The sequence below is a fragment of the Pseudomonas caricapapayae genome (genome assembly GCF_001400735.1).
Taxonomy (GTDB): Bacteria; Pseudomonadota; Gammaproteobacteria; order Pseudomonadales; family Pseudomonadaceae; genus Aquipseudomonas; species Aquipseudomonas caricapapayae.
In genome coordinates this window covers 35,875-55,229 of sequence record NZ_LJPW01000190.1, presented here as the reverse complement: position 1 = coordinate 55,229, position 19,355 = coordinate 35,875, and the positions used below count along the sequence as shown (strand labels likewise).

At 58.3% G+C, this 19,355-nt stretch carries 16 protein-coding genes; 8 read left to right on the top strand and 8 right to left on the bottom strand.

The window, feature by feature from the left end; translation table 11 throughout:
* The 3 genes from ALO80_RS28500 to ALO80_RS28490 all read right to left on the bottom strand — a co-directional run.
* The coding region (locus ALO80_RS28500; RefSeq protein WP_159420682.1) for a GIY-YIG nuclease family protein at nt 1-627 on the bottom strand (627 nt) is incomplete at its 3' end.
* Between the two features lie 2 nt (nt 628-629).
* On the bottom strand, nt 630-1,274 hold the full coding sequence (gene gacA, locus ALO80_RS28495) for a response regulator transcription factor GacA (RefSeq protein ID WP_002553344.1): 645 nt from the start codon (nt 1,272-1,274) through the stop codon (nt 630-632).
* A gap of 178 nt (nt 1,275-1,452) precedes the next feature.
* Nucleotides 1,453-1,758 (bottom strand): helix-turn-helix domain-containing protein, encoded by a 306-nt coding sequence (locus ALO80_RS28490; protein WP_055011400.1) that lies wholly within the window; start codon nt 1,756-1,758, stop codon nt 1,453-1,455.
* Between the two features lie 129 nt (nt 1,759-1,887).
* Here ALO80_RS28490 and ALO80_RS28485 point away from each other — a divergent pair, with 129 nt between their 5' ends.
* From ALO80_RS28485 to ALO80_RS28455, 7 genes are all read left to right on the top strand, one after another.
* Nucleotides 1,888-2,124: a DNA-binding protein gene (locus ALO80_RS28485; protein WP_055004972.1), complete on the top strand. Its 237-nt coding sequence runs from the start codon at nt 1,888-1,890 to the stop codon at nt 2,122-2,124.
* A gap of 768 nt (nt 2,125-2,892) precedes the next feature.
* Nucleotides 2,893-3,975 (top strand): 3-deoxy-7-phosphoheptulonate synthase, encoded by a 1,083-nt coding sequence (locus ALO80_RS28480; protein ID WP_055011399.1) that lies wholly within the window; start codon nt 2,893-2,895, stop codon nt 3,973-3,975.
* Nucleotides 3,976-4,056: 81 nt separating this feature from the next.
* The gene (locus ALO80_RS28475; RefSeq protein WP_002553340.1) at nt 4,057-4,338 is read left to right on the top strand and encodes a peptidylprolyl isomerase; all 282 of its coding nucleotides are present in this window, start codon (nt 4,057-4,059) and stop codon (nt 4,336-4,338) included.
* Between the two features lie 223 nt (nt 4,339-4,561).
* On the top strand, nt 4,562-6,430 hold the full coding sequence (locus ALO80_RS28470; protein ID WP_055011398.1) for an extracellular solute-binding protein: 1,869 nt from the start codon (nt 4,562-4,564) through the stop codon (nt 6,428-6,430).
* Nucleotides 6,431-7,495: a microcin C ABC transporter permease YejB gene (locus ALO80_RS28465; protein WP_054987492.1), complete on the top strand. Its 1,065-nt coding sequence runs from the start codon at nt 6,431-6,433 to the stop codon at nt 7,493-7,495.
* Nucleotides 7,495-8,517 carry an ABC transporter permease gene (locus tag ALO80_RS28460; protein WP_055011397.1) on the top strand — a complete coding sequence of 341 codons (1,023 nt, stop codon included), beginning with the start codon at nt 7,495-7,497 and terminating at the stop codon, nt 8,515-8,517. Before ALO80_RS28465 ends, ALO80_RS28460 begins: the two co-directional genes overlap by 1 nt.
* Before the next feature lies 1 nt (nt 8,518).
* Nucleotides 8,519-10,096, top strand: a complete 1,578-nt coding sequence (locus tag ALO80_RS28455; protein ID WP_055011396.1) for an ABC transporter ATP-binding protein — start codon at nt 8,519-8,521, stop codon at nt 10,094-10,096.
* 108 nt (nt 10,097-10,204) lie between these two features.
* Here the strand turns inward: ALO80_RS28455 and ALO80_RS28450 are convergent, their stop codons facing one another.
* Nucleotides 10,205-11,374 carry a PilT/PilU family type 4a pilus ATPase gene (locus ALO80_RS28450; protein ID WP_055011395.1) on the bottom strand — a complete coding sequence of 390 codons (1,170 nt, stop codon included), beginning with the start codon at nt 11,372-11,374 and terminating at the stop codon, nt 10,205-10,207.
* 145 nt (nt 11,375-11,519) lie between these two features.
* On the opposite strand from ALO80_RS28450, the gene ALO80_RS28445 reads away from it, so the two are divergent.
* Nucleotides 11,520-11,795: a peptidylprolyl isomerase gene (locus ALO80_RS28445; RefSeq protein ID WP_002553334.1), complete on the top strand. Its 276-nt coding sequence runs from the start codon at nt 11,520-11,522 to the stop codon at nt 11,793-11,795.
* A gap of 74 nt (nt 11,796-11,869) precedes the next feature.
* Here ALO80_RS28445 and pgm read toward each other — a convergent pair whose 3' ends face one another.
* From pgm to ALO80_RS28425, 4 genes are all read right to left on the bottom strand, one after another.
* Entirely contained in the window at nt 11,870-13,516 is a 1,647-nt protein-coding gene (gene pgm, locus ALO80_RS28440) for a phosphoglucomutase (alpha-D-glucose-1,6-bisphosphate-dependent) (RefSeq protein ID WP_055011394.1), read from the bottom strand.
* A 114-nt stretch (nt 13,517-13,630) separates the two neighbouring features.
* Nucleotides 13,631-15,958 (bottom strand): ATP-dependent DNA helicase, encoded by a 2,328-nt coding sequence (locus ALO80_RS28435; protein WP_055011393.1) that lies wholly within the window; start codon nt 15,956-15,958, stop codon nt 13,631-13,633.
* A gap of 93 nt (nt 15,959-16,051) precedes the next feature.
* Nucleotides 16,052-17,467 (bottom strand): aminotransferase-like domain-containing protein, encoded by a 1,416-nt coding sequence (locus tag ALO80_RS28430; RefSeq protein ID WP_055011392.1) that lies wholly within the window; start codon nt 17,465-17,467, stop codon nt 16,052-16,054.
* Between the two features lie 90 nt (nt 17,468-17,557).
* On the bottom strand, nt 17,558-19,060 hold the full coding sequence (locus tag ALO80_RS28425; RefSeq protein ID WP_055011391.1) for a hypothetical protein: 1,503 nt from the start codon (nt 19,058-19,060) through the stop codon (nt 17,558-17,560).
* Nucleotides 19,061-19,355: the final 295 nt, after the last annotated feature.

Sequence of the window (19,355 nt, the reverse complement as noted above, 5' to 3'; positions counted from 1 at the left end):
TGTATAAGAGACAGGCGCATTACTGCGCCCTTCGAGAAACATCACCGAGTGACGTACGTCCTCGGCATACACCTCAGGCTCGACCAGCCCGACACACGGCCCTTTGCAGCGTTTGATCTGATACTGCAGGCAAGGACGTGTGCGGTTCTTGAAGTAGCTGTCCTCGCACTGCCGCACCTGGAACGTCTTCTGCAGCAGGCTGAGGCTTTCGCGAATCGCGCCCGCGCTCGGGTAAGGCCCGAAGTATCGGCCCTTGGCCTTCTTGGTGCCGCGATGAATGCTCAGCCGCGGAAAGGCGTTATCGGACAGAAACACATAGGGGTAAGACTTATCGTCACGCAGGAGAATGTTGTACGGAGGCCGCCACTCCTTGATGAGGGTCTGCTCCAGCAACAGTGCTTCGGTTTCGTTGCCCGTGATGGTGGTTTCAATCTGCGCGATGCGCGACACCAGCGCTCCGGTCTTGGGCGCGTGTCCGGTCTTGCGAAAGTAACTGGCAAGACGCTTCTTGAGGTTCTTGGCCTTGCCGACATAAAGCAGAGTGGCTTCGGCGTCGAACATACGATAGACGCCGGGGCGACCGCTACAGGTCGCGAGAAATGCACTTGGATCGAATGTCTGGGTCATGTTCAGGCGCTGGCATCAACCATGCCGTGACGTACAGCAAGCAAAGCCAGTTCAACATCACTGCTGATCGAAAGCTTCTCAAAGATACGGTATCGGTAGGTATTGACGGTTTTCGGTGACAGGCAGAGCTTGTCAGAGATGGTCTGGACTTTCTGGCAGCCCACAATCATCAGGGCAATCTGGATTTCCCGCTCGGACAGCAGATCGAACGGCGAATTGTTCACCTGCGGTTGAAACGACTTCAACGCAAGCTGCTGGGCAATCTGCGGACTGATGTAACGTTGACCGGCGAAAACCAGGCGAATGGCCTGGACCATCTCGGCAAGCCCTGCGCCCTTGGTCATGTAACCGGCTGCACCCGCCTGCAGCAGGCGCGTCGGAAACGGGTCCTCTTCACAGACAGTGACAGCGACTACCTTGATATCCGGATGACTGCGCAACATCTTGCGGGTGGCTTCCAGCCCGCCGATGCCGGGCATCTTGACGTCCATGAGGACAACATCAGGCTTGAGCTCGCGCGCCTTCTTGAGGGATTCCTCGCCGGAATCGGCCTGCCCGACAACCTGCAGACCGTCTATGTCGGCCAGCATGCGTGTGATGCCTGTCCGGACAAGATCATGGTCATCGACAACTAGCACCTTAATCAAGCAGACACCTCGCGCAACGGTCATAACGAATGCCAATCACCATAACAAAAACAATGAGTCAGACCTAGCACTGCGAGCACCGAGGCTCGACAACATCATTGTAAGTGCGTCGATGATGGCACGACCCATCCGGATGTGACAGCACATCAGCATCGATATCTTTCTGCCATCGCCTGCCTTAAGGAAGCTTTTCAGTACGTGAAACCGGCCCTGAAAGCTCGGCGATGGTCGTCGTCAATCGCCGGATCGCATCCTGATCATCCTTGCCCAGTACCCGGTAGTTACACAGAATCTTTTCTTCAAGGACACTGAGATTGTCCACCGGCACCGGCGTACGCGTACCGGTCAACACATAGAGCACATCGACGCCTTTGGCCGCCACCGCAGCCAGGTAATCGGCTTTGGGCGCGCGATCGCCATTTTCATACTTTCCCTGCGCGTTAGCCTCGACCCCCCCTATTTCACCGAAGGTACGCTGAGACATGCTCAGACGTTCTCGTTCTTTTCTAAGTCGGCAACCGATTCCACTCATTTGAACCTATGATCCTGTCGAAACCATCCTAACGAATGTTAGAATCCCGCGGAATTGAATAGATTTGAACGGTTTTGAACTATGCCCGGAATACGCACTGCCGCACAAGCCAAGGCCTGGCTGGAACAACAGGGAAAATCTGTTCAGGAGTTCGCTAGAGAAAACAGTATTGATCCGGCAACTACCTACCAGGTGCTGTCAGGACGCAAGAAAGGCAGGCGCGGTGAAGCGCACAAGGTGGCCGTATTGCTGGGCATGAAGATCGGGACTATCCCGAACACTGAAGCCCTGCCGGAAGAAATAATGGATGGAGAGTAGTTTGTCTCGGTACATCGGTGGCTATAACGCATCCACTCCAGACACGCGCCCTGCCCTCGCCACCAATGTATACAGGCTTGCAGTCAAGATAGCCTGCCCGGTCCATACCTGTCATCAGCCGTTGAGCGGTTCGCTGTCAGTCTCTTTTTAGCTCCGCGAATCATCACCCCGACCGCCGCAGTCATTCATAATGCGTGTGATTGAATTTTCCAATTGAATCCGCGACTGCACCTGAAGTAAGCTCCGGATCATTCAACGGAGACCCACCATGCTGCAATCCACATCACCACTGCTTCGAGCTGCCAACGGCTTTTTTTGCCGTGCGTGCGCTATGGCCGTGCGGGTTGCCTCAGTGAGTGTTCCTGTCCAGCTCAACTCCTATTATGGGTATTGGTTTAGCCACTGGCGCGCCTGATACCTGTCCGGCGCCCACTTCAAGGGGACGCCAACCAGAGAAATTCTCTACCCCCGGTCGGCTTCCCGACCGGGGGTTTTGTTTTTCAGGGCCCGGTATTTCAAGGGTTTCGTAAAAGAAACCCATAAAAATCAGACTGCATCGAATCGAGGATTTACCCATGAACTACGCCACTTATTACCGCAACGATATCGACTTCGCGTGGCGATTTAGCCACCGCCGTTCGGGACAGCCTGCCGCCTCCGTTCGGTCACTGCCAGGTGGCAACCACGCACGCTCAGCCAATACGGCCCTTTGTCGAACACCCCAGTAGGTCTGCGCGGGAGCGTCCCGCCAGCCCAGGAAGCCAGAACATGAATTCGTCCGTTGCCGTAAAATCGCCCGACCTGTCCAGCCATGCCGTTACTCTGGCGGACAATAGCCCCGCCTCGAACCGCCTGCCCGGCACGCTTGAGCTGAAAATGCGTCTGCCACTGAATGTGGCGCTGACCGAACAGGTTGCGGCCCATCGCCGCGCCGTGCGCGCCATCCTTGACGGTGAGGACTCAAGACTGCTGGTCGTTGTCGGCCCCTGCTCGATTCATGACCCGCAATCTGCACGCGAATACGCCGAAAGACTGGCCAGCCTCGCGGCGCAAGTCAGTGACCAGATGCTGCTGGTGATGCGTGCCTACGTAGAAAAACCCCGCACCACAGTGGGCTGGAAAGGTCTGGCTTACGATCCCCGTCTGGACGGCAGTGACGACATGGCAGAGGGCCTGGCCCTGTCACGGCAATTGATGCGCGACATGCTGGGCATGGGCCTGCCGATCGCCACCGAAATCCTTCAGCCCATGGCTGCGGGCTATTTCGACGACCTGCTCAGTTGGGTCGCGATTGGCGCTCGCACTACCGAATCTCAGATCCATCGGGAAATGGCCAGCGGGTTGCCCATGGCGGTCGGCTTCAAGAACGGCACTGATGGCGGCGTGGCCGTGGCCAGCGACGCAATGCGTTCGGCAGCACACCCGCATCGCCACTTCGGCATGGACCGTCACGGCCATCCGGCAATTATCGAGACTCAAGGCAATCCGCATACGCATCTGGTGCTGCGCGGCGGTCACGGCGGCCCCAATTACGATCGCCAGAGCGTCGCCAGTGTGCAGGCCAGCCTGGGCAAAAACAGCGTCAAGTCGCGAATCATGGTCGATTGCAGCCACGCCAACAGCGGCAAGGACCCGTTGCGTCAACCACAGGTATTCGACGACGTGCTCGACCAGCGCCTGTCAGGCAATACCTCGCTGATTGGCATGATGATCGAGAGCCACCTTTTCGATGGCTGCCAGCCGCTGGGCGATACGCTGCAATACGGTGTGTCGGTCACCGATGGCTGCCTGGGATGGGAAGGCACCGAACGACTCCTGCGTCGTGCAGTTGACCGCCTGCGCTACAGATAAACAGGACGAAGGAACTTTGTCGGGAAATACCGCACTGAATCCGGTAGGCTGTTTCTTTTTTTTCACAGGAGATTGTTCCCCATGGCTAAAGCCACTGCCCGCCACATCCTTGTTTCGAGCGAAGAAAAATGCAACGAACTCAAGGCTCAGATCGAAGGCGGCGCTGATTTCGCTGAAATCGCCAAGGCCAATTCCAGCTGCCCATCCAGCCGTCAGGGCGGCGATCTGGGCTCGTTCGGTCCGGGCCAGATGGTCAAGGAATTCGATACCGTCGTATTCAGTGCTCCGGTCAACACCGTTCAGGGCCCGGTAAAGACCCAGTTCGGTTACCACCTGCTGGAAGTGACCAGCCGCCAGGACTGATCCTGCTGCGCTGAGTGCCAGACGGCTCATCTTCGGATGGGCCGTTTTTGTGTGTGGCCATTGTTACCGGCACCGGCTTGTAGTGGCTTGGCGAAGCGGCCATTTGTCTGTAGAAGATACCGCGACGCAGAGCATGAGTTTTGCGGGGATTTTCGCCATACCTCCAGGGCCAGTCGCCTTCAACCCTGACATTCGCTTGCGAACGTCAGTCAGGATTCGAGTCATGCGTTTTGTTTTTCCATCATTACTCGCCTTGACGCTGACATGTGTTGGTGCGTTTCAATCGCTGTCTGCAGCCCCGCAACACGCGCTGACCGTTTACGGCGAGGCGCCGCGCTATCCCGCCGATTTCAAACATTTCGACTATGTAAATCCCGACGCCCCGAAAGGCGGCAGCATGCGCCGCTCGGCGATTGAAATCGGTCAGTTCGATCACCTGATGCCGTTTACCGACAAAGGCATGGGTGTTTCACAGATCAACGGCATGCTGTATGCACCGCTGGCCGTGCGCTCGATGGATGAGCCCTATACCGTCTACGGACTGGTCGCGGAGAAAATGGAACGCGGTGCGGACGGCCTTTCCGTGCGCTTCTACCTGAACCCGAAGGCACGTTTCGCGGACGGCACACCGATCACTGCCAACGACGTGAAATACACCTACGAACTGCTGATGACTCAGGGCAATATGCAATACCGGACCCAGTTTGAGGCGGTCAAAGAGGTGGAAGTCGAATCGCCTGTGCAGGTTCGTTTCGACTTCAAGCATAACGACAGCCGCACCCTGCCCCTTGATCTTGCTTCGCTGCCGGTATTCCCCGAGCACTGGTGGAAATCACGAGACTTCGCCAGCGGTGCAGGGTTTGAAATACCACCGGGTAGCGGACCTTACAGCATCAGCCATGTCGATCCAGGGCGCACCATCACGTTTCAACGCGATCCAGACTGGTGGGGCAAGGACCTGCCGGTCAGCAAAGGCATGTACAACTTCGATACGTTCAGCATCGAGTATTTCGGCGACATCGACGTAGCTCGCACGGTACTCAAGGGCGGTGCGTATGATTACAACCGCGAGTTTTCGGCGACCGGCTATTCAATCCGCTATGACGGTCCGGCCCTCAGTGACGGGCGCTTGCAGAAGGCTCAACTGGCCAAAGGTGCGGTGCAAAGCTCGCAGGGGTTCGTATTCAATCTGAGCAGGCCGATGTTTCAGGACCGTCGCGTACGCCAGGCCCTGTCGCTGCTCTGGGACTTCGAATGGACCAACCGGCAGATGATGCGCAACATGTACATTCGTCAGGACAGCTTTTTCTCGAACTCGGAGCTTGCCGCCAGCGAACTGCCCACCCCCGCCGAGCTGAAAATCCTTGAGCCGCTGCGAGGTAAAGTCCCCGATCAGGTGTTCGACAGCGTGTTCAAGACGCCAAAAACCGATGGCACAGGCTTTATTCGCGATAAACAACTGCAGGCTCTGGCGCTTATGAAAGAAGCAGGCTGGACACCCCGGGGCGACGAGCTGGTGAATGCTCAGGGCGAACCGTTCAGTTTCACGTTTCTCAATGCACAGAACGGTTTCGAGCGGATGCTGCTGCCCTATAAACGTACGCTGGCGCAAATCGGCATCCATTTCGACATTCGCCGCATCGATTCTGCGCAATACCTCAACCGCGTGATGGCCCGCGATTACGACATGATTGTCACTGGCTACCCGGTGTCTACATCGCCCGGAGCCGAGCTGTACAACAGCTTCGGTGCCAAAGTGGCAATGGACCCAGGGTCAAGCAATTACATGGCGCTTCAGGATCCCGCTGTCGACACCCTCATTGCGGGCCTGCTGAAGGCCGACAACAAGCAGACCATGACCGACTATGCACACTGCCTGGATCGCGTCCTGCAATGGAATTACTACTGGATTCCCAACTATTACCCGCCAGGTTCTTCAACTGTCTGGTGGAACCGTTTCGGCATCCCGAGAATCCAGGCCAGCAACAATGAAGCCATCGAAACGTGGTGGGAAATCAGCCCGACACCGTTGACCAACGAGCAGTTTGCTGAAAAACGCGGTGCATCAGCCACCGTGTCGGAGATGCACTGAATGGCTGGATATATCTTGCGTCGGCTGCTGCTGATCATTCCGACCCTGCTGTGCATTCTGCTGGTCAATTTCTTCATCGTGCAGGCCGCACCGGGCGGGCCTGTCGAACAGGCCATCGCACGCCTGCAGGGGATCGGCGGTGCGACCGTGGGCGCAAGTGCCAGCGAATCGGCCGGTGCCGGACACTCCCGAGCGTCCCGAGGACTGGACCCGGTATTGATCAAGCAGATCGAACGGCAATACGGTTTCGACAAACCGCTGCATGAACGTCTGTGGCTGATGCTGAAGAGTTATGCACGCCTGGATTTCGGCAGCAGTTTCTTTCGCGGCGCGACGGTCACCGACCTCATTCTGCAAAAGATGCCGGTATCCATATCCCTGGGGCTATGGGCGACACTATTGACCTACCTTGTGTCCATCCCGCTGGGTATCCGCAAGGCAGTCAGGCATGGCAGCCAGTTCGATATCTGGAGCAGCACTGCGATTATCATCGGTTACGCCACCCCGGCATTCCTGTTCGCCATGCTGCTGGTGGTCGTGTTCTGCGGTGGCACATCACTGAACTGGTTTCCAGTGCGAGGGCTGGTCTCGGACAACTTCGAGCAACTGACTGCACTTGGCAAGATCGCCGATTATTTCTGGCACCTGGTGCTGCCTGTCTCGGCGCTGGTGATTGGCGGTTTTGCCACACTGACCCTGCTGACCAAACATTCCTTTCTCAACGAAATAACCCGCCAGTACGTGACCACCGCCCGCGCCAAGGGCATGAGCGAACGTCGCGTGCTCTATGGGCACGTGTTTCGCAATGCCATGCTGCTGGTCGTATCGGGCATTCCGCAGGCGTTCATCAGCGTGTTCTTTGCTGGTTCGCTGCTGATCGAAGTGATTTTCTCGCTGGATGGTCTGGGCCGCATGAGCTATGAAGCAGCGGTTTCACGGGATTATCCGGTGGTGTTCGGTTCACTGTTCATCTTCACGGTATTCGGACTGCTGATAAAGCTGATTGGTGACATCTGCTATACGCTGGTGGACCCCAGAATCGACTTCAGCGCGAGGAATGCCTGATGCGTAATCTCTCGCCGCTGGCACGTCGCCGTCTGGAGCGCTTTCGCAGCAATCGCCGGGGCTGGTGGTCGCTGTGGCTGTTGTGCGGACTGTTTGCCCTGACACTGGGTGGCGAATTGATTGCCAATGACAAACCGCTGCTGGTCAGCTATCAGCAGTCGCTCTACTTTCCGGTGTTCAAGCGCTACACCGAGCAGCAGTTTGGTGGCGAGCTGCCTTTCCAGCCGGATTACCGCAGCGATTACGTGCGCAAACTGATTGCCAAAGGCGACGGCTGGATGCTGTTTCCGCCCATTCCGTTCAGTGACGATACACCCAACTATGAATTGATCACCCCCGCACCCAGCCCGCCTTCTGCCACCAACTGGCTTGGCACTGACGATCAGGCTCGCGACGTCATGGCGCGGGTCATTTTCGGTGCGCGGGTGTCGATCCTGTTTGCATTGGTCCTGACCGCCATCAGTGCGTTGATAGGCATCACCGCTGGTGCCCTGCAGGGCTATTACGGCGGTTGGGTAGACTTGTTTGGCCAACGCCTGCTGGAGGTCTGGTCCGGCTTGCCGGTGCTCTACCTGCTGATCATCCTGTCAGGCTTCGTCGAGCCCGACTTCTGGTGGCTGCTGGGCATTATGGCGTTGTTTTCCTGGCTTACGCTGGTCGACGTCGTGCGCGCCGAGTTCCTGCGTGGCCGTAATCTGGAGTACGTCAAAGCTGCCCGTGCGCTGGGCCTGGGGGATCGCAAGGTCATCATGCGCCATATACTGCCCAACGCGATGAATGCGACATTGAGCTATTTGCCTTTCATCCTCACCGGTGCCATCTCTACCCTGACTGCGCTGGACTTTCTGGGCTTCGGCATGCCTGCTGGCAGCGCATCGCTGGGCGAGCTGATCGCTCAGGGCAAGCAGAACCTGCAAGCGCCCTGGCTGGGTCTGACGGCATTCTTTGCGCTCGCGTTGATCCTGACACTGCTGGTGTTCATAGGCGAGGCATTGCGTGATGCCTTCGACCCGAGGTCCTGACATGCCGGAAAATCTTATCGAAATCCGCGACCTGAGCGTTGCCTTCAACGGCCAGAGAGTGGTCAGCAACCTGAGCCTGGATGTGCGCCGCGGCGAATGCCTCGCACTGGTCGGCGAATCCGGCTCAGGCAAGTCCGTCACGGCCCATTCGATCCTGCAACTTCTGCCCTGCAATGGCACCCTGACCACTGGCAGCATCACCTACCGGGGGCAACAACTGGTGGGTGCCGACCAACGCGTTCTTCGCGAGCTGCGCGGCAACCGGATTGCCATGATTTTTCAAGAACCGATGACCTCGCTGAATCCGCTGCACAGCGTGGCCCGGCAAATTGGCGAAACATTGTTGCTGCACCGCGGCATCAGTGGCCGTGCAGCACACACGCGTATCGTCGAGCTGCTGGAGCTGGTAGGCATTCAGCATCCGGAAAAGCGCTTGAAAGCCTATCCGCACGAATTGTCCGGAGGCCAGCGCCAGCGGGTGATGATTGCCATGGCACTGGCCTGCGAGCCTGAACTGCTGATTGCCGATGAGCCGACCACGGCGCTGGACGTCACTGTGCAACGCAAGATTCTCGTACTGCTCAAGGAACTGCAACAGCGCCTGAACATGTCGCTTTTGCTGATCAGTCACGATCTGAATCTGGTCCACAGCGTGGCGCAGCGCGTCTGCGTAATGCGTGCCGGCGAGATCGTCGAGCAATCCGACTGCAAGTTGCTGTTCAAATCACCGCAACATCCCTACAGCCGGCTGTTGCTGGACGCCGAACCGGCCGGCGAGCCGTTGCCCCGCGACACGCGAGAAACGGTTCTGCAGGTCGACAACCTGAAGGTCTGGTTCTCTCTCACCGGCGGCATCCTGAGGCGGCACAAGGAATACCTCAAAGCGGTGGATGACATCAGCCTGAGCATCGAACGCGGCAAGACCCTGGGCATCGTCGGCGAATCGGGTTCCGGCAAATCGACACTGGGGCAGGCGATTCTGCGTCTGCTGGAGTCAAGCGGCAGCATCCGTTTTCGCGGACAGGCTCTGGACGGCCTGAGCCAGAAACAGATGCGGCCGTGGCGTAAAGAAATGCAAGTGGTCTTTCAGGACCCTTACGGCAGCCTCAGCCCACGCATGTCAGTGGCGCAGATCATCAGTGAAGGGTTGGAGGTGCACAGCCAGTTCAATCCTGCGCAATGCGACGAAGAGGTCATTCGGGCGCTGGAAGAAGTCGGCATCGACCCGCAGAGTCGCCATCGCTATCCCCATGAATTTTCAGGCGGTCAACGCCAGCGCATCGCTATCGCGCGGGCGCTGGTACTGAAACCCGCATTGATTCTGCTCGATGAGCCGACATCGGCGCTCGACCGCACCGTGCAGAAACAGGTCGTCGCGCTGCTGCGTGAACTTCAGCAAAAGCATGGCCTGACGTACCTGTTCATCAGCCATGACCTGGCGGTGGTCAAAGCCCTGGCCCATGACGTAATCGTGGTAAAGGACGGCAAGGTTGTCGAGCGTGGTGCCAGCCACGATGTGTTCGATGCGCCGCAGCACCCGTACACACAGGAATTGCTGGCAGCTGCACACCCTCAATAACAAGGTGCCGAAAAGGCTGAGCATGCTGGTGCTCCGCGCTGGCATGCGGTTACGGACGCTCGACGTCCGGTATGGGCGACTGCCAGCCTTACGTAGAGTGCGCCGGCGTCAAGCCTGTGGGCCAGGCTCGTCGTCATCGACCAAACCCCACTCGACGGTGCTCGCCGTACTGCTGCCGGTGGGCGCCGGCGGCGGTGTCGTCAGGCTGGCCACTCCCTCTTCGCTGTGCAGTTTGAGGCGCAGGCGCACGTTATTCTGCGAATCGGCGTTTTTCAGAGCTTCCTCTTCACTGATGGCACCTTCGACGGCCAGATTGAACAACGCCGTGTCGAACGTCTGCATACCAAGGCTGCCGGACTTCTCCATGATGCCCTTGAGCTCGGTCAGTTCGTTGCGCTGAATCAGGTCGCGGATGGTCGGCGTGCCCATCATCACTTCCACCGCCGCACGACGTTTGCCGTCCGGGGTTCTGACCAGCCGCTGAGAGACGAACGCCTTGAGGTTGTTGCCCAGGTCATGCAGCAACTGCGCACGACGTTCCTCCGGGAAGAAGTTGATGATCCGGTCCAGCGCCTGGTTGGCGTTGTTTGCATGCAGGGTCGAAATCGCCAGATGACCGGTGTCGGCAAACGCCAGGGCGTGCTCCATGGTTTCGCGATCACGGATCTCGCCGATCAGAATGACATCTGGAGCCTGACGCAAGGTGTTCTTCAGTGCAGCGCGGAAGCTGCGGGTATCGACGCCCACCTCACGCTGGTTGACGATGGACTTCTTGTGGCGATGGATGAACTCCACCGGATCCTCGATGGTAATGATATGACCACTGGCGTTGCGGTTGCGATAGTCGATCAGCGCCGCCAGTGAAGTCGATTTGCCTGAGCCGGTGGCACCGACGAACAGCACCAGACCGTGTTTTTCCATAATCACGTCGAGCAGTACGGGCGGCAGGAACAAGTCCTCGAAACGCGGGATGTCCAGCTTGATATTCCGGGCGACGATGGAGACTTCGTTGCGCTGCATGAAGATATTGATCCGGAACCGGCCGATGCCTGCCAGCGAAACGGCAAGATTCATCTCCAGCTCACGCAGGAACTCAAGCTTCTGCTCTCCGTCCATCAGTCCCTGGGCAATCACCGCCACCTCGCCGGGCTTGAGGGTTTCACTGCCCAGCGGCTTCAGCACCCCATTGAACTTGGCGCACGGTGGCGCTCCGGTGGAAAGATACAGGTCCGATCCGTCCTGACTGGCCAGAATCTTCAACAGCGCCGGAAAATCCATAATCAATACCGTACAAAATGAAGTAAAAAGACGACGGCCGTCATGACGGCACACGCATACAGGACAGGCAGCTTACGGCCCGCACGGGCGTCGTTCAGCAAGTGCAGGCATAATGGCAGCCTTTTGCAGCAGGTGATATTGCGACATGAAAGCCCAAGCTCGCCATATTCTGGTGAAAACCGCCGAAGAGGCCGAACAGCTCAAGCTGCGCATCGCCAAGGGCGAGGCGTTTGACGTACTGGCTAAAAAACATTCTAGCTGCCCGTCCGGCAAACGCGGCGGTGATCTGGGCGAAGTCCGACCGGGACAAATGGTCGGTGCCATCGATCAGGTGATCTTCAAAAAGCCCCTACGCGTGGTGCATGGGCCGATCAAAAGCAAATTCGGCTATCACCTCGTGCAGGTCTTCTATCGCGACTGACCCACATGTCAAAAGCTGAAAAACCCCGAGCCGGTTGAGGTTCGAGGTTTTTCCGGCAGTGGCGAAAGCGGTGACTACTTCGGCGAAATCGCCCCATCCACCAATACTTGAGCCTCTGCCACCAGGCGCTTGAGGTGATCTTCGCTGACAAAACTCTCGGCGTAGATCTTGTAGATGTCCTCGGTACCTGAAGGGCGCGCCGCGAACCAGCCGTTTTCGGTCATGACTTTCACCCCGCCGAACGCCTGATCGTTGCCCGGTGCATGGCTGAGCACCTTTTGAATCGGCTCTCCCGCCAGTTCGGTGGAGGTCACCTGTTCCGGCGACAGCTTGCTCAGCAGGGCCTTCTGTTGCGGGTTGGCCTTGGCGTCGACGCGGGTCGAGAACGGCTGGCCAAGCTCTTCCGTCATGGTGGCGTAGATCTCGCTCGGATCACGTCCCGTACGGGCAGTCATTTCCGCAGCCAGCAAAGCCGGAATCAGACCGTCCTTGTCAGTGGTCCAGACCGTACCGTCACGGCGCAGGAACGACGCACCGGCGCTTTCTTCACCGCCGAAGCCCAGTGAACCCTCGAACAGGCCCTCTGCAAAATACTTGAAACCGACCGGCACTTCGTACAGACGCCGACCCAGGCGTGCAGCCACACGGTCTATCATGCCGCTGCTGACCACGGTCTTGCCGACTGCAGCGTCGGCACGCCACTCAGGACGATTGCGGAACAGATAGTCAATAGACACCGCAAGGTAGCTGTTGGGCGTCATCAACCCGCCGGTAGGGGTCACGATGCCATGACGGTCATGGTCCGGGTCGCAGGCGAATGCCACCTGATAGCGGTCTTTGAGGCCGATCAGGCTCTGCATGGCGTGGCTGGATGAAGGGTCCATACGAATCTGACCGTCCCAGTCGACCGTCATGAAACGGAACGTGGAATCGACAAACTTGTTGACCACATCCAGATTCAACCCGTAATGCTCGCCAATCGCTGACCAGTAGTTCACCCCGGCCCCGCCCAGCGGATCTACGCCCAGACGCAGGCCCGAGTCGCGAATGGCGTCCAGGTCAATCACATTCTTCAAGTCAGCCACGTAGGTGTTGAGGTAGTCATGGCGGTGAGTGGTATCGGCGCGCAGCGCTTTTTCGTGGCTGATGCGAGAAACGCCCGCAACGCTCTCGGCCAGCAATTCGTTGGCCTTGTTCTCGATCCACTTGGTCACGTCACTGTCGGCCGGGCCGCCATTGGGCGGGTTGTATTTGAAGCCGCCGCTTTGTGGCGGGTTGTGCGAAGGCGTGATGACAATGCCGTCAGCCAGACCTGAGGTTCGGCCACGGTTGTAGCAGATGATGGCGTGAGACACGGCAGGGGTCGGCGTGTACTCGTCACCCTGAGAAATCATCACCTGCACGCCATTGGCAGCCAGCACTTCAAGAGCCGTGGCGGCGGCCGGCGTGGACAGTGCGTGGGTATCGGCTCCCAGAAACAACGGACCGTCAATGCCATTGGCCTTGCGATACAGGTAGATCGCCTGGCTGATAGCCAGCACGTGCCATTCGTTGAAGCCCAGGTCAAACGAAGTACCGCGGTGTCCGGAAGTGCCAAACGCAACGCGTTGAGTGGGCACCGATGCATCTGGCTGTCCCGTGTAGTAAGCCGTGACCAGTCTCGGAATATCGACCAGTAACTGCGCAGGTGCCAGCTTGCCGGCGAAAGGACTGAGACTCATACAACCTCCACGAAGAAATGAAATACGGAGAAAAAAGAAAGACTTGCCGAGGTGAAATCGCAATTGCTGCGGCAGTTTACTGGCAGTTCGACAGCGCTGCTTGAGTATCGATCCCTACACCGTAGACGTTTCAGGCCGCCACCACGCTGGAAACAACTGTTTAACCTTATGCTCGGCAAAACGATCATCGATCAGCATTACCACGCCGCGATCGCTCTGACTGCGGATCACCCTTCCCGCTGCCTGCACCACCTTCTGCACACCCGGATAAAGATAGGTGTAGTCATAGCCGGCACCGAACAATGCCGCCATGCGTTGCTTGAACTGCTCGTTGACCGGGTTGAGCTGCGGCAACCCGAGCGTGGCAACGAATGCACCGATCAAACGTGCACCTGGCAAATCGATGCCCTCACCGAAGGCTCCTCCCAGTACGGCAAAACCAATGCCCTGGCTGCTCAGGGTAAAGCGCTCGAGAAACGCGTGACGATCACTCTCGCCCATTCCCCGTGCCTGCTGCCAGAGGGTGATGTGCGGATGTCTCTGCGCCATCCGTTCAGCCACCTGTTGCAGATAATCGAAACTGCTGAAGAACGCCAGGTAGTTACCCGGTCGCGCTTCGAACTGTTCGGCCATCAGCTCGACAATCGGGGCCAGCGAAGCCTGACGGTGAGTGAACCGGGTGGAAATGCTGCTGACAATCCGCACGTCGAGCTGGTCGTGATGAAACGGTGACTCCACATCGATCCACGCCGTGTTGACCGGCAGCCCCAGCAGGTCCGCGTAGTAATGCCGAGGGTTGAGTGTGGCGGAAAACAGCACAGTGCTGCGTGCAGCGGTCAGGCGCGGACGAATAAAGCGTGCCGGTACAACGTTACGCAGGCTGAGGCGCGACAGAATGCGCTTGCTGCCTGCCTCGCGCCGGGTGATGTCGAAAATGAAATGCTCATCGAACAGCTCGGCGACGCGCGCGAAGCCGATGGCTTCCAGATAGAACCCCTGCAACGTGACGTCCACCGCCTGCGGGTGCTCATTGAAATGATCGCCGATGGTCGAGACGCACAGATTCAGGCTGCCGAGGAATTTTTCCGGCGCTGCCGCGTACGCCTGATAGGCACCGGGCTGCATCTTGTGCAGCGCGTTCCACTGCCGATCCAGGCGCTGCAAGGCTTTTTTCACGGGCTCGGGCGACGTCCGGATCAAGGCTTTCAACTGGCTCTGATCAAGACTGGCGCTGTACATCTGGCGCGCCCGCTCGACCATGTTGTGCGCTTCGTCGACCAGCACCGCCACGCGCCACTGGTTGAGCTGAGAGAGGCCGAACAGCAGCGCGCTCAGGTCGAAATAGTAGTTGTAGTCGGCAATCACCACGTCAGCCCAGCGAGCCAGTTCCTGACTGAGATAATACGGGCAGACCTGATGCCGCAAAGCTGCTTCGCGCACACCGGCCTGATTCAGCCAGGGTGACGTCAGCGCAGCCGAGCGCGCCGCAGGCAGACGATCATAGAAACCGCGGGCCAGCGGGCAGGAGTCGCCGTTGCAGGCCTTGTCCGGATGCTCGCAAGCCTTGTCCCGCGCCACCAGTTCCAGTACCCGCAGCTTGAGCTCGGGCGCACTGCGATTGATGACCTCCAGCGCATCCAGCGCCAGTCGGCGTCCCGGTGTCTTGGCGGTGAGAAAGAAAATCTTGTCGAGCTTCTGACCGGGCGCGGCCTTGAGCAAAGGGAACAGCGTGCCCACGGTCTTGCCGATGCCGGTCGGTGCCTGAGCCATCAGGCAAAAGCCGGTGCTTACCGCCTTGTAGACCGACTCGGCCAGCACCCGTTGCCCGGTACGAAAGGACGCATGAGGAAAAGTCAGGCTGCCGAGTGCCTTGTACAGCGCCTGCGTATGCGCCAGTTGCTGCTGCGCCCAACCGAGAAATATCTCGCATTGCCGCACGAAGAACTGTTGCAGTGCAGCCGCATCGAACTGCTCGCGAATCAGGGTTTCCTGTTCGCTGACAATGTTGAAGTACACCAGTGCCAGTGTCACGTTATCCAGCTGCAGACGCTGACAAAGCAACCACCCGTAGACTTTAACCTGCGCCCAGTGCAATTGACGGTGATTGGCAGGCATTGCATCCAGCTCACCGCGATAGGTCTTCACTTCTTCCAGTTGATTGCGCCCGGCATCGTATCCGTCCGCCCTGCCCCTTACGGTCAACTCGCGATAGTCCCCACTCAACGACAGCTCGGCCTGATAATCGGCACCGCGACGCGTGGCTACCGTACGATGCCCGGCAATTCCTTCCTGAGCCGTTGGCGATGGCGTAAAGCGCAGGTCGAGATCGCCGACCTTGGCGGTGAACTCGCACAATGCGCGCACAGCCACGACATAACGCGCAGGCGAGTCGCTGACAAGGGCTGGATCGGGTACGGGATTTACAGAAGCGTTCGGGGTCACTGCGCTGGAGGGCCGTTAGTTGTGAGTACTGGACAGGCGTCCAGTTAACAGCCTTGAATCAGGTCTGGCAAACACAAATGGATCGACGGCCTTTCAGGTCAGCGTCTGTGGTAAACGGGACTTTCTTAAAGCCTCCCCCAGTGCGCCCAGGCGCTCGGCCGGAGCCTGGCTCCAGTCGATGGCATAACTGATCCACAAATACTGGCCGTAACGATTCTGCAGGCTGAACAGCTCGCCAGGAGTAATGACAATGCGTTGCGCCAGCAGCACGTCGAAGACCTGGCGCATGTTCACGGGACAAACGCTCCTGGCCCAGATGCCGCAGCCACCCTCAGGCATCTGATAACGCAATGTCCCGCCGGTCTGCTCATCCAATTGCTGCGCCATTGAGTACATGCGTCTTGCCAGCGTCTCTCGCAAGGCCATCAGTTGCCTGTCCAGACGCCCGTTGCTGCACAACCTGGCAATAGCCCGCTGACGTATTGGCGGCAGTTCGAATGCTCGCAGCCAGAAATACTGCTGCCACTGCGCATCAAGGGTTTTGCACAGCAAATAGCCATAAGGCGCTTCAGGGCCGAGGCTCTTGTCGAATGCGCCGATAATCACCAGCCGCTGTGGGTCAATCCACTGGCGCAGAGGGACCAGCTCAAAGGTAAATTGCAATCCGCAATGGGTGTCATTTTCCAGTACCCAGACCTGATGACGATTGAGCACGTCGGCGACAGCTTCGTTATTACCCTGCGGGCGCACGCTACCTCGCACCGAATTCAGCGACGAGGGCAACACGGCAAGCGCGATATCGTTGTCCCGCAACAGGTGATCGAGTCGGCCAGGGTCCAGACTGCCGGTTTCGCTCAGGGGAAACTCGATCACGCGAATGTCGAACGATTGCAGCAGGCGCAGCAACGCCCAGGGACAGGGCGACTCCACCAGTACCGCGCGGCCGCGCAGCCCCAGCGTCTCGAGAACGGCCTTGAACGCGCCATGCAGGTCCGGAGCGACATAGACATTTTCAGCGTGCCAACAGTGCTCGGTATCACGGGTGTAGCGGGCCGCCAACGCAGTGCGAAGCTCAGGCTCGCCGAACGGCTGAAAACCGGGCCCCAGACGCGGATAATGCCGAGCCAGCTCGCGCTCCATCGCTGGAAGCGGGCCTTCCTGTGCGTACAGAAGTGTCGGCTCATCGCAGCCTAACAGCGACATGCCGGGACGGCGGGAGTGATCGTACAGCGCGTGCAAAAGATCGCCGTCGCTGCCAGGCCATGCCAGCCCTTCCCTGGCTCCGCTGCTCGGTGCCGAGTAATAACCCGACTTGGGCAGCGAGTAGACGCGCCCCTCCTTCTCCAGTAGCGAATAGGCACTTTGCACCGTGGATATCGATACATTGAGTCGCTGCGCAAGCTGTCGCAGTGACGGCATCTTCAGCGCCAGCCCGCCCTGCTGCTGGTCGACCAGCCGCACCAGATAGCGGTAAACCGCCTGATAGGCGAAATCCATGCTGTTTTTCATACAGGTATCCGCCGCTCAGCCACGACAGGCTTCAGAAAATCGCGACATGACGGGTGCCGTTTGCGACAGCAGCCATCATTCGAAACCGGCTCAGCGTCCGGAGAGTATCTCGACCACGGCCTGCCCGGTCGCCGGATCAACGGTCATGATTCGCCGCTTGTCAGGATCGGCAGCGCGAATTCTGGCAATGATCGAATGCGGGTCATCGAAGTTCACCCGTCGCTTGCCGTAGAGGTTTTGCAATGACTTGAGGCTCAAACCGCTGATGTCCACCAGCCACTGCATCACTTGATCCGGAGGCGTCGAGCCCGACAGCGCCTTATGCAGGTCCGGCAGCGCCACCAGCATGCCTGGATGGCAGCGGCGCAGAAACAATTCGAGCCCACTGCCATGATTGACGAATGGCGAAAACAGCATGCAGACCAGTTGAGTCTCGTTCAAACCGAACCCCTCCTGGGCGAAGCTTGAGGCCAGCTCGCGGCGGGCCTCGATACGTGCTCGACCGGCATAGGCGCTGAGCGTCTGATCGATCAATCGCGGCGGCATTTGCTTTCTGCGCATCAGTGACGTTGCCAGTTCAAGGTATTCGGCTATCCCGTCGGCGTAGTTGCGCTCTTGCAAGTACTGCGCAGTCAGGCCACGCATGTGTGCCATCAACAACGGATTGGCGCAATCGGACTCACTGAAGCTGAACGACAGGTCATCAAAACGAAAATCCAGGAATTCGGTAAGCAGGTTCCAGTGCTCGTCTGCCTTGCAACTGACCAGGTCGGCAATGGTGATGAAAGCGGGTGCTTTGGTTCTTTCAGAGACGGCTATGGATGGGCCTGCGCGCGGGCTGTCTTCACCCTCCCCATAAAGCTCGTGGTAATACGCCTGACCAATCGTATCGATGACTTTGAGCACGCCGGTCAGTGTCTGGCTGCCCCAACTGCCCGTGTACTGTCCGGTACGCTGGGCCAGACGCATGATCCACGTTGCATACTGACGCTGCTCCCTGCGTGAATCGCCACTTACCACCGCATCGACACCATTACCCCAACTCAGAGCGCGCCCCAGAAACTCCGCCAGCCCGAGATAGCATGTATTGCAAAACGTTGTGCGGGCGTCTCCTGCAGACAGGTGGCCACCCAGCAGCATGTCCAGGCGGTTCTGCTCACGTCCTGCGCCGGAAAAAGGCAGATCCGGTTCGAAGGCCTGGGTGTACTGGTTGTCGATGACCAGCATTTCGACACGCGGGTCGTCATACAGGAACAACGCTGAATAAGTACGGTTGATGTTATCCATTACCGCAGGCGTCATGCCCGCGTGGCGTCGGTTGGCAACCCGCAGGGTGAATGTCCCGGGCGACCGGCAGGCAATACTCAACTGAGCGGCGCGCAAAAAGGCCAGCGTGTAGGCACTGTCTTTGCCACCGCCAAAGGCGACCAGCACCTTGAAGCCGGAAATACGCTCAATCCCGCCCGCCGCAACAATCAATCGCTGAATCAACAACTGCAACGCCGTGCGCTCCGCACGGGTGAAATACCCCAGCAAACGTTGCAATACTTGCTGATAGACGTAATTCATTGCCTGTTCGTGGATAGAACTCATTGTGTGTCACCTGCCTGTCGCTCACGGCACGACACGGTGCAGGCAGAACATTGAACATCAAGCTGACAACCCAATTTATAGTCGAGCATGACTCATTCCCTGAGTAATAATTACCGACGCATTATCAATATCTCGAAGCCAATTACAAGGCACAGTTTTCATTCAAAAACAGTGCAGTCTAACGGCAGTTTTCGCCCCGTTTAAACTTGCCGTTTAATAAGTCGATCACGTTCACAGAGCGCGAGCCAATCGTCCCTACGCCAGGCCGCCCGCCTTGAGGCTGGCGCTTCAAGAC